Consider the following 15,314-nt stretch of genomic DNA (forward strand, 5'->3'; position numbering starts at 1 on the left):
TATGGTAAACTTATGCCTTAGTACTTTAAAGCAGAGGTGTGTGAAAGTGGAACTTATAAGTAAAATTTCAAGTGAGCTAAATAGTATAGTCTGGGGAGTGCCAACCCTTATCCTTTTGGTAGGTACCGGAATATATTTCACGGTCAGACTGGGATTCATTCAGTTTACAAAATTTGGATATGTAATGAAAAACACTCTCGGAAGACTTTTTGAAAAGAGGTCCAGTGAGAGTGGTACACTTACTCCCATCCAGGCTCTGACAACGGCTCTTGCGGGAACGGTGGGTACCGGAAATATCGCAGGTGTTGCGGGCGCCATAGCCATGGGCGGTCCCGGAGCTATATTCTGGATGTGGGTAGCAGCGATTTTCGGAATGTGTACAAAATATGCCGAGATAGTTCTTTCTGTTCATTATCGTGAGAAGAACGAAGCAGGAGATTATGTAGGCGGTCCTATGTATTATATAAAGAACGGTCTCGGAGAAAAGTGGAAGTGGTTAGGCATCCTGTTCTCCGCTTTCGGAGCCATAGCTTCCCTGGGAATCGGTAATATGACTCAGATCAATACCATCGCAACTTCCATAGGATCTGTATTCAAGTCCTTTGATCCTGAAATCTCAGGTGATAACCTGCAGAGGATCTACATGATCATCGGAATAACCGGAGCGATCCTTACAGTTCTGGTTCTCTTCGGTGGTATGAAGAGAATAGGTAATGTTACTGAAAAGCTTGTTCCCATCATGGCTTTGGTTTACATCATCGTTTCCGTAATCGTTGTTATCACTCATATCGGAAGTCTGGGTGAAGTTTTTTCAAAGATAGTTACAGGCGCATTTTCTCCATCAGCTATAAGCGGAGGTCTCCTGGGGGTTACTATCCAGCAGGCAGCAAAGGCAGGCTTCGGACGAGGCATTTTCTCCAACGAGGCAGGTCTCGGTACAGCGGCTATAGCACATGCGGCTTCCGACGTTGACCATCCGGTTCATCAGGCTATTTACGGTATATTTGAAGTATTCATGGACACCATTGTTATCTGTACACTTACAGCGGTTGCCATCCTTATCTCCGGATGTGCAGACAACTTTTACGGTAAGTCCGCCGGTACAGATCTGACCATCATGGCCTTCAGTACAACATTTGGTGATAAATGGGCATCTATCATTATTGCCTCCTGCATCACTCTTTTTGCATTTTCAACCTTACTCTCCTGGAGCCTTTACGGTTCAAGATGCCTTGAGTTCTTATTCGGTACAAAGGCCATCATCGTATACCAGGCAATTTATGTTATATTCATAGTTGTGGGCTCCACAGTTCAGCTTAGCCTTGTATGGGAGATTGCAGACACCACCAACGGACTTATGGCGGTACCAAACCTTATTGCGATTCTGATAATGTCTCCAAAGGTTATTTCTCTCACCAAAGAGCATTTTCAAGCGATAAAGTAACAAAAGATTTCCGGTTTAAACATTTTAAACAACTTTACTGCGTGGCAGGTGGAAAGAATTCCGCCTGCCACGCTTGATTTTATTTATTAATGCTGTTTTTTTAGCCGAAGTAAGTGATATACGGATTTATGTCCGGTCGACTGCCTGATCATGTTTCAGACATCGAAAAGTTTTTCCGGGGGATGCATTATGAAGATTAAAAAATCAGTATTCATAGTTCTCATATTTTCTATGATTTTGCTCAGCGCCTGCGGCTCGAACAAAAAAACTAAAACCTCATCAAAAAAGCAGAAGGAAGTCATTGCAAAAGTCGAGACTGAGGCTGCAGATGAAGAAGAAAATGAAGCGCTGATAGGGGAAGAGGCGCTTAAAAATGCTCTCAGAAAGAGACTTGAACGATGTCTCGGTATAGAAGGTGCTTCGGGAGCTTCTCTTAAAACTTTACACCAATCGGTTCAGCTTCTTAAATTAACAAGAGACGGTGATTATTCATTGAACATCGTTACTCCTGTTGTACAAGAGTTTTATGATTCATTAAGTGCGGATGACCAGAAAGATTTTTTGAAGACCTGGGGAGGAATCGATTACTATACAGATACCATTCTCAACGATTTTTTCTCAATAAGCGGAATGCTTGAGGATGCCGGCGATCTGGAAATCGGGAAAGAGATTTCCTATGATGACCAAATGAAGGATAAGTGGGCGATAGTACGTCAGGGAATAACCGGTGTATTGCCGGAAGCTGTGCCTGAAACAGAAGAAAGCAGTAAAACAGATGAGAGTACAGCCTCCGATGGCAGCAATACTTCCCCGGAAACTGATGCTGATGGCAATGTTCTACCGACGGAGACTGACGCCGATGGTAATGTTATTTTGAGGAAGACTGATGAAAGCAGTGAAGCCATCACTACCGGAGCCGATGAAGACAAAATAACCGGAAAGTCCGAAAAACAAAGAGACACCAGGAATACAAACGTAAACAATCCCGTTGTAGTAGTGACAGAAACAGTTGAAGAGACGCATGAAGAAGAGACCTACGAAGAAGAAACCTATGAGGATGAGACAGAGCCTACGGTGAATTATCCGACACTTGGTGATTATTCAGAGACTACTGCAACTGAATTTGGTCCAACCGTCGGAGATACTTATACCGATACCTTTACCAATACATATGCAAACACCGGTACGGATACATTTACGAATGTGGTCATCGTTTCGGTGGATGAAAAACTGGATCCCGCCGAGCTTGGAGGTCTGTCCTCAAAATACGATCTCAGGCTGATCTATGATTATCAGAACTTTGATATGTATGCATTTTCCTGTGACAGTGCCTCCAATCAGGATCAGATGGATTTCCTGATGGCAATGCTTAAATCGGAGAATCACATCACCTCCGTTTCGCAGGACAGCAGTGTGCAGCTTCATTGAGACAGGAAAAGTCTTCGTTTGAACCATTCATTTTGAATTGAGAGGAGATATATTGTATCCTTATAGGTAAAGAAATGATGTAAGTTAATTTTTGGCAGGAGGGGTTCACATTATGAAGATGAAAGACAAGGTCATAAAAGGGCTTTGGATCATTTTGATAGTGATATGCCTTTGTTCATATATTGTGTATAAAAAAGGTTTAAATGCCAAAGAAATAGCCATTGCTGCCCACAGCAGGTTTGCTGAAGATATCGAAACAGAGGCAGCGGCAGAGGTTCAGGTGGATACCTATAACGGAATCATCGGAACTATGGATAGTTTTGACTTCATATCCCGGGTTAACGGCCGGGTTTATGGACTTTATGTAAAGTCGGGAGATGAAGTAAAAAGAGGTGAGCCCATACTCCTTATCGATAACAGAGATGAGGCCAAGAAGTTAAAGAAAGCCTGGGATGAAGCTGTCGGACTGATCGAACCGGCTAAAGAAAAAGCCCTTGAGGCAGCGGATGAACTTAAGAGGATCACTCCTTTGTACAATAAGGGAGAAGTGGAACCGGAAGCTTATAAGGAACAGGCGGAAGAATTGAATCTCCGGACGGAGGAACTTTCGGAGATTATAAAGAATTCAGATACGGCAAAGATAAAATATGATATATCTGTAGTTAACAGTTTTATTACAGCTCCGGCTGATGGGGTCATCGTCAATCTTAATCTTAAACAAAAAGAAGATATTTCCGCTGGATCAATGCTTTGCGAGATTACTGAAACCGATATAAAATATATAGAGTTCTCGGTGAAGGAGCACATGATTTTTGATATTTTTCTCGGGGAACAGGTGACTGTGACTGCCGATGAAGTGGAACACAGAGGCAATGTCATTGAAATAGATCGTACAGGGGATGCATCAAATCTTCACAGGGTCAGAGCGATCATCTACGATCCCGGAGAACTAAAGGATGATCAAACCGCTGAAGTCAGATTCGGTTATAATGACGATAAAAGTAATGAAGAGACGCTTAGTGAAGCAGAAAGCTTGAGTGTGGCCGGGTAGCCATGTAGGAGAAATCATTATGGATCATATCTTTTCCGGAAAACGATATCAGGATGCATTACAGTTTGCATCCCATGCTCACAGAAAACAAATGCGGAAAGGTTCGGATGTGCCTTATATCATTCACCCAATCGAGTGTTCTATGATCGTAGCTTCTATCACAGAGGATGAGGATGTTATCATAGCGGCACTGCTTCATGATGTAATAGAGGATACGGATTATGGCTATGAGGATATAAAAATCCGTTACGGGAATAGAGTTGCGGACCTGGTTCAAAATGAAACTGAGAACAAAAGAAATGATCAGCCCCGTGAGAGTACCTGGGTCATAAGGAAGAAGGAAACCATCGATCACATCGAACAGGCGGAATATGAGACGAAGCTTATTTGTCTCGGAGACAAGCTTTCCAATATACGTGCCTCCGTCAGGGATTATGAAAGTGACCGTGACTCTTTCTGGGATCGTTTTAATCAGTCTGATCCGGTATTTCAGGGGTGGTACTACCAGACCCTGAGGGATATTCTGGCAAAGGACTTTTCAGACAGCGACGCCTGGAAAGAATATGATGAACTCTGCAGTAAGTTGTTTGGAAACCTGGATCTCAGGGAGATAGAAAAGAAAATATCCGATTAACCTGCAAAGGGAAACGCTTAACCGGCGGATCCCTTTTTTGCTTTTAGAGAATCTCCGTAATACCATCTCGACTTTCATACGTGTTTAGTGCAATAATATGCTTATCGATTTTCAGGAGGAATTCAGCTTGACTTTAAAAGAATTGGAAAAAGGAAAAACAGCCACTATCGAAAGTATAGGTGGAGAAGGTGCCTTACGTCAGCATTTTCTTGACATGGGACTTATACCGGGAGTGGATGTGACACTTATAAAGTTTGCACCCATGGGAGATCCCATGGAGCTTAGGATAGCCGGCTATGAACTGACAATAAGACTTTCGGACGCGGATAAGATAGAAATCAGAGATGTGAGAAGCGGAGGAAGTCCGGAACCGGATGGGAAGCCGGATTCATATAAGGATATCCCGCACCCGTCTCTCGGCGAAGAAGCTGATAAACCTGAATACTATGTTGAACATAAGAAGAAAGAGGCAAGAACCGGAAAGCTTACATTTGCACTTGTAGGTAATCAGAACTGCGGAAAGACGACATTGTTTAACCAGCTCACGGGAGCAAATCAGCACGTGGGCAATTTTCCCGGAGTTACAGTAGACAGAAAGAGCGGCCCCATAAAGGGGTATCCCGACACGGAAGTCGTGGACCTTCCCGGAATATATTCTCTTTCGCCCTATACAAGTGAGGAAGTGGTCTCCAGGCAGTTTGTTCTGGAGGAAAAGCCTTCAGCCATCATCAATATCGTTGATGCCACAAACATTGAGCGGAACATGTACCTGACCATGCAGCTTATGGAACTGGATATACCTATGGTCATCGCCCTCAATATGATGGATGAGGTGGCGGGTAACGGAGGTACGGTTAATGTCAACCTTCTGGAGCAGCTTATGCAGGTGCCGGTCATTCCCATTTCCGCAGCGAAAAATCAGGGCATTAAAGAGCTCATAGAGCATTCTGTACATATAGCGAGATATAATGAAAAACCCGGCAGGAAGGACTTCTGCGGGAAGGATGATCATGGCGGTGCCGTGCATCGTGCCATTCATGCCGTTATGAGCATGATAGAGGATCATTCGGAAAAAGCAGAGATACCGATCCGTTTTGCTGCAAGCAAGATGATAGAGGGAGACAAGCTGGTTAAGGATGCTCTGGGGCTGCATGAACATGATGCAGCAGCGCTTGAAAATATCGTTTCACAGATGGAAGAGGAACGTGGTCTCGACAGGGCAGCAGCCATTGCAGACATGCGTTTCACCTTCATTTACAGAATCTGCAGGCAGACGGTGGTCAAACCTCATGAAAGTAAGGAACACACCAGAAGCCGGAAGCTGGATGAATTTTTTACCGGAAGGTGGACTGCCATACCGGCATTCATAATTATAATGGGTCTGGTCTTTTTCCTGACTTTTAACGTGATAGGAGCCTTCTTCCAGGGAATTCTGGAGGTGCTTATAGGAAACCTTACAGAGATAGTGGATTCAGCTCTGACTTCTGCCAATGTCTCCGCCCCTATTCATTCGCTTGTTATTGACGCTATATTTGAGGGTGTAGGCTCGGTGCTTAGCTTTCTTCCTATCATTGTGGTGCTTTACTTCTTTTTGTCTATGCTTGAAGACAGCGGCTATATGGCGAGAGTCGCGTTCTTTATGGATAAGCTTTTGCGAAAACTGGGACTATCCGGCAGAAGTATCGTCCCGATGCTGATAGGCTTCGGCTGCAGTGTTCCTGCCATCATGGCTGCGAGAACCCTGCCCTCCGACAGAGACCGAAAGATGACGAGACTTCTGATACCTTTTATGAGCTGCAGTGCAAAGATGCCAATCTATGCTTTCTTTGCGGCGGCATTTTTTCCGAAATATGCGGCTGTCGTGACTATAGCTCTTTATCTTATCGGTATAGTCATGTCTATAGTTGTGGCTCTGATCGGAAAGAAAACATTGTTTTCCGGAGAAGCGGTTCCTTTTGTTATGGAGCTTCCCAACTATAGACTTCCGGGACTTAAAAATGTTGTAATGCTTATGTGGGATAAGGCAAAGGATTTCCTTCAGAGAGCCTTTACGGTTATCTTTCTCGGAACCATCGCTGTATGGTTTTTAAAGAATTTTGATCTCGGATTTAACCTTGTAACGGATTCCGAAAAGAGCATACTTGCGGTACTTGCCGGAGGCATCGCGCCATTATTCGCGCCTCTCGGGTTCGGAAACTGGAAGATAGTGACATCCCTCATCTCAGGCTTCCTTGCGAAGGAGAGTGTGGTCTCCATGCTTACTGTGCTTTATGGTGGAACTTCCGGACTAAGGGCGGAATTAAGTGGCCTGACAGCCTTTGTATTTCTTGTTTTTTGTCTTCTTTATACTCCATGTGTTGCGGCTATTGCGTCTGTAAAACAGGAGTCCGGAGGAAGAGCAGCAATTATTACAGTTTTTTTCCAATGCTTCGTTGCATGGGTGGTGGCTTTCATAGTCAGGCTTCTGGGACTTGCCTTAGGATTTGTTTAAATCAGATGTGGTGTTATGGCGTATAACGACAATAGAAAGAATAAATACAGAAACGATAAATACATAAAAAAATCAGGGAAGACAAGTTTTATCACCTGGCTGGTGATAGCCATTGCGGTTATATATACCACATTTTTGCAATCCCATCCGGGAAATGTTAAGCCCGAGACAGTTAAACCGGAAACAGTTAAGACTGAATCTGTCTATGCGATACCGGAATATTCCGGAGAAACCTATGCGGTCATAAATGATAATGTTCCCTTTTTTACAGCGGATGATATGACCACAGAGGCTTTTGAAATCTACAGTGATTTTGATTCCCTGGGGCGTTGCGGTGTGGCCTATGCCAATGCCTGCCGTGAGCTGATGCCCAGAAAGAAGCGCGGCGATATATCCCATATAAAGCCTACAGGATGGGTACAGAGGAAATATCCGGGGATAGTGGATTCGGATCCGCCATATCTTTATAACAGAAGTCATTTGATTGCTTATTCACTGACTGCGGAGAATGACAATGAGAGAAATCTCATTACCGGCACAAGATACATGAACTATGATGGTATGCGTCCCTTTGAAGAGATGGTTGTGGAATATATTGACGAGACCGATAATCATGTTCTCTATAGAGTTACACCCATGTTCACGGGAGACAATCTGCTTGCTGACGGAGTGCTGATGGAGGCATTATCCGTAGAAGACGGCGGGAAGGGCATATGCTTTTGTGTGTACTGCTACAATGTTCAGCCCGGAATAGAAATCGATTACAGCACGGGAGAAAACCGGAAAATAAAGTAGTCCGGATACTTGAAATCCGATGAATATAAGACGGTTTGACCGGTTAAAACAAATGAAAAATAATTTTAAAATATTCTAAAAATAAAAAGCAACTTTTTGTTGACAATGCCGCTTAAGTTTTGTATCATAACACTCGCGTCACCGATAAGGTGATTGCGAAAAGCAATTGCGGGTGTAGTTCAATGGTAGAATGTCAGCCTTCCAAGCTGAACATGTGGGTTCGATTCCCATCACCCGCTTAGCTGCCCAGATAGCTCAGTTGGTAGAGCAGAGGACTGAAAATCCTCGTGTCACTGGTTCGATTCCGGTTCTGGGCATCCAAGATGATAAAGACAGCGATAACATTCACACTGAAACTGATCATCTTTTGTATAGTGTTTCGTTCTTCACAGAAATGAAAGTTGAACGGACATTAATAATGCGCGAGTAGTAGAGTGGTACTACGTCGCCTTGCCAAGGCGAAGATCGCGGGTTCGATCCCCGTCTCGCGCTCGTTACTTAGTTAAGGAATCATTGAGAAATCAATGATTCCTTTTCTTTTAGTTTTTGCTTTTTTTATAAAGGATTACGGCTTTTCTGTTTTTGTCTGTTACAATATTGATAGAAAAATATTGGAGGAAATACCGATGATAAATTCAAAAGTAAAGGAATTTCTTGAAATAAAGGGATTTGGCGACAGACTTACGGAACACCCGGAGACAATAGATACTGTAGAGCACGCTGCTCAACAGATCGGATGCACAGAAGCTGAAATTGATCCAGCCGTTTTTTTTAAAGGTAAACCGCGAGTTTACCTTTTTTTATTTGCAAAAATGTATCATTAAGACAACAGATAAGAAATGCCTCGCTGCAGAGGGGCAGAAATAATATACAGAGATATGCAGGAGGTAGCAGAATGAGTAAAGGTTATACAGAGATAGTTTACATTTTGGACAGAAGCGGATCTATGGGAGGTCTTGAGGCAGATACAATCGGCGGGTTCAATGCCATGATGGAAAAGCAGAAGAAGACAGGGGAGAAGGCATTGGTCTCCACAGTTCTTTTCGATGACCTGAGTGAAGTGATACATGACAGAGTTCCGATTGAAAAGATAGAGAAGATGACAGACAAGCAGTATTATGTCAGAGGATGCACGGCTCTTCTTGATGCAGTAGGCGGTGCGATCCACCATATCGGTAATGTTCACAAATATATAAGACCTGAAGACAGACCTGATAATACTATCGTTGTTATCACCACTGACGGAATGGAGAATGCAAGCTCCCGGTACTCAAGGGAGGAAGTTGAAAAAATGGTGAAACATCAGCAGGAGAAGTATGGTTGGGAATTCATTTTCATCGGTGCCAATATAGACGCCTATGCGGAAGCGCAAAAGTTTGGTATCCGTAAGGAGCGGGCAGTTAACTACGTATGTGATGAACTTGGTACCGCTAATGTCTTTTCCGGTATTTCCAAGGCTGTATGCTCGGTAATGATGGCCCCCAGTGCTGCAAAGGCAGGTGAATGTCTCGATGAAAGTGACTGGCATGAAGAAATCAATGTAGATTTCAGGAAACGTGGCAAGGTTCAGGGAAGGAGATAACCCTAAATTGCGTCATGACGCAAAAAATGGTAATAGAGAAATGATGAGGGATATGTAATAATGGGAATGAATTAAAGATCCGTTGCTACAGTCATCTCAGTGCACAGAGAATCAGAGATTCATGGTATCAGGTTTAAAAACTCAATGTTGTACGGGAGGATATCATCATGACTTTTCTTGGAAATCTTATATGGCTTATATGTGGAGGCCTTTTGAGCGCCATCGGCTGGTGGTTGGCAGGACTTCTTTGGTGTATTACTATCATAGGAATACCGGTGGGGATGCAATGCTTCAAGCTTTCAACATTATCACTTTGTCCTTTTGGTAAAGAAATAGTAAATGGTGGAGGAGCAGGTTCGTTTCTTCTAAATGTTCTTTGGTTCTTTTTATCAGGCATTGAACTTGCTTTGGGAAATTTTCTGATTGGCTGTTTTCTGTGCGTCACCATCATTGGAATCCCATTTGGTCTTCAGTTCTTTAAGATAGCAAGGCTGAGCCTTTGCCCGTTTGGAGCAAGTATAGTGAATATAAGATAAGATTACTTTAGCCGTCAGGGTCAGACATTTTGGGTCTGACCCTTTTTTTTGGCAAAAAATACCGGTTGATCAACAATCAGGTAAAATCTATGCAGCATAGAAAATACTCTTTTTTGTTGTTAAAAATCAATAAAGCGTTGAATTAAGAACATACGTATGGTACAATGCATATACATTGATGAGTATCCCGGGGCTTCGCACGCTGAAAGAGGTTATACATGAGAAATATAGGTGAGGTAATAGCACGTAACCGAAGAAGAAAGAAACTGTCCCAGAAGGAGCTGGCTAAACTTCTTGGCGAATATGATATCGCCATTAAGAATGCCGGTATCAGTGCATGGGAAAAAGGAAACAGTACACCCAATGCAGAGGCACTTTTGGCATTGTGTAAGATTCTGGAAATATACGATATCTATACGGAATTCATCGGGGAGAATCCTTTGGATCCCTTTATAGAGCTTAATGAGGAAGGCATACAGAAGGTTCTTGATTATATCAATCTTTTGGAAAAGTCCGGTGATTATAAAAAACTGCCGGAGGGAGTTATCCCTATGCCTGTCCGGTATATGAAGGTTGCGCTTACACGTGCATCTGCCGGTACCGGAAACTTCCTTGATGAAGAAAATTTTGAAGTGATGGAGATAAGGGAACCGGTTCCTGATAAAGCTGATTTTGGCGTTTATATCGCCGGTGACAGTATGGAACCCAGGTTTCATGACGGAGAGCTTGTCTGGATCGAGCAGAGGGAAAATCTCGAATCCGGTGATATAGGTCTTTTCTTTTTCGATGATATGACCTACATAAAAAAGTACGTGTCCAATAAGCTTGGGACATTCCTTGTATCTCTAAATGCAAAGTATAAACCCATAAAGATAGATGAATTCAGTACCTTCAGGATTTTCGGAAAGCTTGCGGAGTGATGAGTATCCCGAACGAAAAATCAACTGTAAACGGCGAAAAGAATTTTGAAGGCGTTTCTTTAGCCTCCAGAATTTATATCGCTATAGATATGAAAAGCTTTTATGCATCAGTGGAATGTGTCGCCAGAGGACTGGATCCTCTGAAAGCAAAGCTGTTGGTGGCGGATGCCACAAGATCGGATCAGACTATTTGTCTTGCAGTATCTCCTGCCCTGAAAGCTATAGGTGTTCCGAGCAGACCGAGGCTTTTTGAGGCAAAGCGGGCCATCAGAAAATATGAGCAGACTTATCATACAAAGGTACTTTATATTACTGCAACACCACGTATGGCCGAGTACGAAAAAACCTCAGCAAAAATCTATGGGATATTCCTAAAGTATGCATCTTCTGAGGATATTCACATTTACAGTATCGATGAATGCTTCATCGATTGTACGCCATATCTTCACTTCTACGAAATGAATGCCACAAAGTCCGGACAACACCCGGCACATGTTATGGCTATGACTATGATAAGGGATGTTCTTAAGAATACCGGAATCACAGCCACAGTGGGAATAGGTACAAATTTATATCTTGCCAAAATAGCTATGGATATCGTGGCAAAGAAAGCCCCTGCAGATAAGGACGGAGTCCGTATCGCAGGACTTACGGAGGAAAGCTATAGGTATCTCCTCTGGGAACACAAGCCATTGACGGATTTCTGGCAGATCGGTCGTGGTAAAGCAGCAAGGCTCGAAAAAAATCACATGTACACCATGGGAGACATTGCCGAGCGTTCACAGTGTGATGAAGAGTGGTTTTATAAGGTTTTCGGAATAGATGCTGAGATACTCATAGACCATGCCTGGGGCGTGGAACCGGTGACCATGTATGATATTAAACACTATAAAAGTGACAATCATTCTCTTTCCAATGGTCAGGTTCTTCCGAGACCCTACAAATATGATGAAGCCTGTATAGTTTTCAAGGAAATGATAGATATCTTATGCTGTGATATGTATAAGAAAAAACTTGTATCTTCAAGATTTACGTGGTGGATCAGTTATGATTATAAGAGTCTTGAATATTTCCCGGGCTATGACGGAAGACTTGCCATAGACTGGTACGGGAGACTTCATCCCGCCCATTCAACCGGTACCGTAAGATTTAAATCAGCCACCAATACCGCAAATATCGTTATCGAAGGGATTATGAAGGATGTAGATAAAAAAAGTGACCACAGGGTACTTTTAAGGAAGCTTGGAATATGCGCCTGTGATGTGAAATCTGATAACGGAGTTTATCAAATGGATCTCTTTACAGACTACGATGCTCTGAATAGAGATAGACAACTTCACGCAGCGCTTCTGGAGGTGCGAAACAGATATGGAGCTAATGCCATGTTGAAAGGAATTAATTTTTTGGAAGGTGCAACCACAAAGATGAGGAACGAACAGATCGGAGGCCACAGAGCATAAGTGAACTTTGGTCTGTTTTCAGACTTGATGAACAAGTTTAAAAAATATTTTTCATCACCATTTGTGCCACAACACGACGGCGGAAGGGAGACCAGATATGAGTATTACCGGCGATTCAAATTTCCCTCCTTCATTTAAATACAAAAGTGTTTTGGAGAAAGGCAAGCCTGTACATGACAAATATGACAGCTTTTCAATCAGGCATCCGGCCATGGATCTTTCAAGAAGAGCTAAAATTTTCAGCCCTTTTGACGCTTTGAAAGGCTTTAATGAGGAGTTATTCAAGACAGAAACTAAAGTTTCGGAGTTATTCACTGACGAAACTTCGCCTTTAGAGGAAACACCGTAGAAATAAAAGATAAAAAATATAGAGGAAAAATATGTGTACAAGATATGCACTGGAAAAGGAACTACCGGAATTAAAAGAAATAACCTATGCGGTATCAAGATCTGTTCTCGCGAGTAAGTTCATAGATACTCATGCCCGTCCGATCATTACCGACGGGGTGGTGCGACCTACCGATATCGTTCCGGTCATCGCCCCGAATGCAAAAGGGATGAAAACAGTATTCCCCATGCAATGGGGATTTTTGGCGAGAGACAATAAAAGAACACTGTTTAATGCAAGGGTTGAAACTGCAGGTATAAAGCCTACCTTCAGAGAGGCCTGGAAATCACACCGATGCATCATTCCGGCTTCCTATTACGTTGAGTGGCAGCATTTCAAAAGTCCTGACGGAAAAGAAAAAACCGGAGATCAATATGCCATCCAGCCAAAAGGTTGTACCGTAACCTGGCTTTGCGGGCTGTATCGAATCGAAGATGGATATCCGGTATTTGTAATCCTTACAAAGGAACCAACCGCAGAGTTATCACGGATACATGACCGTATGCCGGTAATGCTTCCCAAAGATAAGATAGAAGCATGGATCAGTCCGACATCTGATCCGACAGAGATATTGCCTTATGCTCTGTCGGATATGGTCGTTTGTTTGAAATGATGTGGTATTATGAATCATGGGGACATAAGCAGATATATACTTGATGGGCTGGCCCTGTCTGATGAAGAAATAAGGATAATGAAAAACAAATATCTGACAGCTTAAAAGAAGATTGAAAAAAGGCCTGTAAAGTATAAACGGTATCTTCACAGGTCTTTATCGGGGTCAAACTCTTTTCACTCCCATAAGAATTCTGTCGATATTTCTCCTTTTCGGGTCCAGGCTTTTCTGTAACTTACCGATAAGCATTCCCATAAGTCTGCCGACCACGTAATATATGACTGCAACAGATATGAGTGAAAAGAAGGCGTCAAAAGTACGGCTTCTTATCATATCACCGGCCCTTGTCAGATCCTGAACAGCGATGTAACCGACAATGGCGGTTGACTTCAGAAGGGATACCGCTTCACCTTTAAAGATAGGAAGAATATGCATAAGCGCCTGGGGTAGAATGACTCTGAAGAGGGTCTCATTATCTGAAAATCCCAAAGCATAAGAGCCTTCAGTCTGGCCAATGTCTATCGCTCCGGTTCCTACCTGAAGCATACTGAACACCGAAGTCCCAAAGGTAAGGGTGAATGCCATGATGGAAACAATGATTCCCGAGATATCATGTTTACCGAAAATGACATAGAACAGCACCATCAGAAGTACTACAGCAGGAATTCCGACTATGACACCGGTCACTGTCTGTACTATACTGAACACTGTTTTCCCGGTTTTTCGGCAGAGGAAGAATAATGAAAATCCAAACACACAGCCCAAAAACATTGACGCTATGGTAATGATCATGGTATTCAGAAACCCTTTTAGGAATACATTTCCTCTGTTTTCCTGAATGAAGGTTTTGTAAAAACTGTTTCTTATTGAAGCAATGAGATTGCCGGTTTCTTCATTAGTTTCCGCTGTTCCGGCTTTATCGGATAAAGCAAGTCTGTCTTTTCTTACAACCAAAAAGGATCCACCCCTGTAAAAAGGATCCGAGAAATCCACCTTTTCACGGCGCTCTTCTGTTATGGACATACTTGCTCCCGCAAGGTCTGCCTTTCCGCTCAGAACCGATGGGATAAGTCCGCTGAATGCGCATTCTGTTATTTCAACCTTATAGTCCATCTCCCGTGCAACCTGCATTACGATATCAACTGCATAACCTACAGGTGTGCCGTCGGAACCCAGGTAGCACATGGGTGGAGCACCGGTATTTGCCCAGTATCTGAGAGTCCCCTTTGAACCTTCCCAATCCGGAGGGTTGATAACCTTAAGTGCTTCATCATTACCCATCCACTTCTCAGCCATCTTTTTTTCGAGACCATCGTCCATGAGCTTTTTCAGTGCTTTATTAAAAGGCGAAACCAGTGGACTTCCTTTTGGGAATGCAAATCCATAAGCATCATCCTGAATGCACTCCGGAAAGATGGCAAGTTCTTCGTGCTCTGCCACCGCTATTTCAGCTATGGGCAGATCCATGATGACGGCGTCGCTCTTTCCTGAGATTACTGAGGAAATCGAGTCCACAGTACTGTTTTGCATAAGGATATCCACATCCCCTTTTAGTATCTCATTTTTTTCCATATAAACATCGAAGGATGTTCCTGTAAGCATTGAGATCTGTTTGCCTTTAAAGTCAGAGAGACTGCTGAAACCGGCGGACTCTTCCGCAGCAGCACTGAGGGTGAACATTGAAACCATGAGGATACATGTGGACATCAAAAATGTAATTAGCTGTTTTTTTCGAGCCTGACTAAAACCCATTTCTTTTCTCCTCTATAAATGCATGTTTTTCGCCATTTATCTCTGACATACAGATGCAGATCTAATTGGCTCCTTATTAACTTTGCACCGTTCCCTATAAACCTGTATCATCAAATATGCTGTTATTGTTCAATAGTATAATTATTTATCGGCATAAATTCCGTTCCATATTATATAATGATGTGGGTGTCAAAAGTATTCCCACAAAGAACTTTGACAA

14 protein-coding genes and 3 tRNA genes are annotated in these 15,314 nt (G+C 42.9%); 16 read left to right on the forward strand and 1 reads right to left on the reverse strand.

Annotated elements, in window-relative coordinates:
• The first annotated feature begins 1 nt into the window (after position 1).
• From BLV86_RS14010 to BLV86_RS14085, 16 genes are all read left to right on the forward strand, one after another.
• Complete coding sequence (locus tag BLV86_RS14010) at positions 2-1,444, forward strand: alanine/glycine:cation symporter family protein (protein WP_044917080.1); 1,443 nt, start codon at positions 2-4, stop codon at positions 1,442-1,444.
• Positions 1,445-1,633: 189 nt separating this feature from the next.
• Positions 1,634-2,872: a hypothetical protein gene (locus BLV86_RS14015; RefSeq protein ID WP_090818709.1), complete on the forward strand. Its 1,239-nt coding sequence runs from the start codon at positions 1,634-1,636 to the stop codon at positions 2,870-2,872.
• Positions 2,873-2,984: 112 nt separating this feature from the next.
• Complete coding sequence (locus tag BLV86_RS14020; RefSeq protein WP_090818712.1) at positions 2,985-3,923, forward strand: efflux RND transporter periplasmic adaptor subunit; 939 nt, start codon at positions 2,985-2,987, stop codon at positions 3,921-3,923.
• Between the two features lie 19 nt (positions 3,924-3,942).
• Positions 3,943-4,557: an HD domain-containing protein gene (locus BLV86_RS14025; protein WP_090818716.1), complete on the forward strand. Its 615-nt coding sequence runs from the start codon at positions 3,943-3,945 to the stop codon at positions 4,555-4,557.
• A gap of 127 nt (positions 4,558-4,684) precedes the next feature.
• The gene (gene feoB / locus BLV86_RS14030; protein ID WP_090818718.1) at positions 4,685-7,048 is read left to right on the forward strand and encodes a ferrous iron transport protein B; all 2,364 of its coding nucleotides are present in this window, start codon (positions 4,685-4,687) and stop codon (positions 7,046-7,048) included.
• Positions 7,049-7,063: 15 nt separating this feature from the next.
• Positions 7,064-7,843, forward strand: a complete 780-nt coding sequence (locus tag BLV86_RS14035) for a DNA/RNA non-specific endonuclease (RefSeq protein WP_090818721.1) — start codon at positions 7,064-7,066, stop codon at positions 7,841-7,843.
• Between the two features lie 168 nt (positions 7,844-8,011).
• Positions 8,012-8,082 (forward strand) — tRNA-Gly (locus BLV86_RS14040).
• 5 nt (positions 8,083-8,087) lie between these two features.
• Positions 8,088-8,160: transfer RNA gene (locus BLV86_RS14045), tRNA-Phe, on the forward strand.
• Positions 8,161-8,263: 103 nt separating this feature from the next.
• Positions 8,264-8,335: transfer RNA gene (locus BLV86_RS14050), tRNA-Gly, on the forward strand.
• Between the two features lie 134 nt (positions 8,336-8,469).
• On the forward strand, positions 8,470-8,667 hold the full coding sequence (locus BLV86_RS14055) for a YbaK/EbsC family protein (protein WP_031554120.1): 198 nt from the start codon (positions 8,470-8,472) through the stop codon (positions 8,665-8,667).
• 71 nt (positions 8,668-8,738) lie between these two features.
• Positions 8,739-9,425 carry a vWA domain-containing protein gene (locus tag BLV86_RS14060; RefSeq protein ID WP_031554118.1) on the forward strand — a complete coding sequence of 229 codons (687 nt, stop codon included), beginning with the start codon at positions 8,739-8,741 and terminating at the stop codon, positions 9,423-9,425.
• A 167-nt stretch (positions 9,426-9,592) separates the two neighbouring features.
• Positions 9,593-9,961: a YccF domain-containing protein gene (locus tag BLV86_RS14065; RefSeq protein ID WP_090818724.1), complete on the forward strand. Its 369-nt coding sequence runs from the start codon at positions 9,593-9,595 to the stop codon at positions 9,959-9,961.
• Between the two features lie 218 nt (positions 9,962-10,179).
• Positions 10,180-10,881: an XRE family transcriptional regulator gene (locus tag BLV86_RS14070; protein ID WP_090818727.1), complete on the forward strand. Its 702-nt coding sequence runs from the start codon at positions 10,180-10,182 to the stop codon at positions 10,879-10,881.
• The gene (locus BLV86_RS14075) at positions 10,881-12,341 is read left to right on the forward strand and encodes a Y-family DNA polymerase (RefSeq protein ID WP_090818730.1); all 1,461 of its coding nucleotides are present in this window, start codon (positions 10,881-10,883) and stop codon (positions 12,339-12,341) included. Before BLV86_RS14070 ends, BLV86_RS14075 begins: the two co-directional genes overlap by 1 nt.
• 97 nt (positions 12,342-12,438) lie before the next feature.
• Positions 12,439-12,690 carry a hypothetical protein gene (locus tag BLV86_RS14080; RefSeq protein WP_090818733.1) on the forward strand — a complete coding sequence of 84 codons (252 nt, stop codon included), beginning with the start codon at positions 12,439-12,441 and terminating at the stop codon, positions 12,688-12,690.
• A gap of 31 nt (positions 12,691-12,721) precedes the next feature.
• The gene (locus BLV86_RS14085; RefSeq protein ID WP_090818737.1) at positions 12,722-13,342 is read left to right on the forward strand and encodes an SOS response-associated peptidase; all 621 of its coding nucleotides are present in this window, start codon (positions 12,722-12,724) and stop codon (positions 13,340-13,342) included.
• A gap of 165 nt (positions 13,343-13,507) precedes the next feature.
• On the opposite strand, the gene BLV86_RS14090 is transcribed toward BLV86_RS14085, so the two are convergent.
• Positions 13,508-15,094 (reverse strand): transporter substrate-binding domain-containing protein, encoded by a 1,587-nt coding sequence (locus tag BLV86_RS14090; RefSeq protein WP_090818740.1) that lies wholly within the window; start codon positions 15,092-15,094, stop codon positions 13,508-13,510.
• Positions 15,095-15,314 lie beyond the last annotated feature (220 nt).

Source organism: Oribacterium sp. KHPX15, from assembly GCF_900107835.1.
Taxonomy (GTDB): Bacteria; Bacillota; Clostridia; order Lachnospirales; family Lachnospiraceae; genus Oribacterium.

Coding starts and splice junctions, on each gene's coding strand:
- BLV86_RS14090 (WP_090818740.1), bottom strand. CDS start 15,094: ATGGGTTTTAGTCAGGCTCGAAAAAAACAGCTAATTACATTTTTGATG.
- BLV86_RS14070 (WP_090818727.1), top strand. CDS start 10,180: ATGAGAAATATAGGTGAGGTAATAGCACGTAACCGAAGAAGAAAGAAA.
- BLV86_RS14080 (WP_090818733.1), top strand. CDS start 12,439: ATGAGTATTACCGGCGATTCAAATTTCCCTCCTTCATTTAAATACAAA.
- BLV86_RS14015 (WP_090818709.1), top strand. CDS start 1,634: ATGAAGATTAAAAAATCAGTATTCATAGTTCTCATATTTTCTATGATT.
- BLV86_RS14010 (WP_044917080.1), top strand. CDS start 2: ATGGTAAACTTATGCCTTAGTACTTTAAAGCAGAGGTGTGTGAAAGTG.
- BLV86_RS14085 (WP_090818737.1), top strand. CDS start 12,722: ATGTGTACAAGATATGCACTGGAAAAGGAACTACCGGAATTAAAAGAA.
- BLV86_RS14020 (WP_090818712.1), top strand. CDS start 2,985: ATGAAGATGAAAGACAAGGTCATAAAAGGGCTTTGGATCATTTTGATA.
- BLV86_RS14025 (WP_090818716.1), top strand. CDS start 3,943: ATGGATCATATCTTTTCCGGAAAACGATATCAGGATGCATTACAGTTT.
- BLV86_RS14060 (WP_031554118.1), top strand. CDS start 8,739: ATGAGTAAAGGTTATACAGAGATAGTTTACATTTTGGACAGAAGCGGA.
- BLV86_RS14035 (WP_090818721.1), top strand. CDS start 7,064: ATGGCGTATAACGACAATAGAAAGAATAAATACAGAAACGATAAATAC.
- BLV86_RS14065 (WP_090818724.1), top strand. CDS start 9,593: ATGACTTTTCTTGGAAATCTTATATGGCTTATATGTGGAGGCCTTTTG.
- BLV86_RS14075 (WP_090818730.1), top strand. CDS start 10,881: ATGAGTATCCCGAACGAAAAATCAACTGTAAACGGCGAAAAGAATTTT.
- BLV86_RS14055 (WP_031554120.1), top strand. CDS start 8,470: ATGATAAATTCAAAAGTAAAGGAATTTCTTGAAATAAAGGGATTTGGC.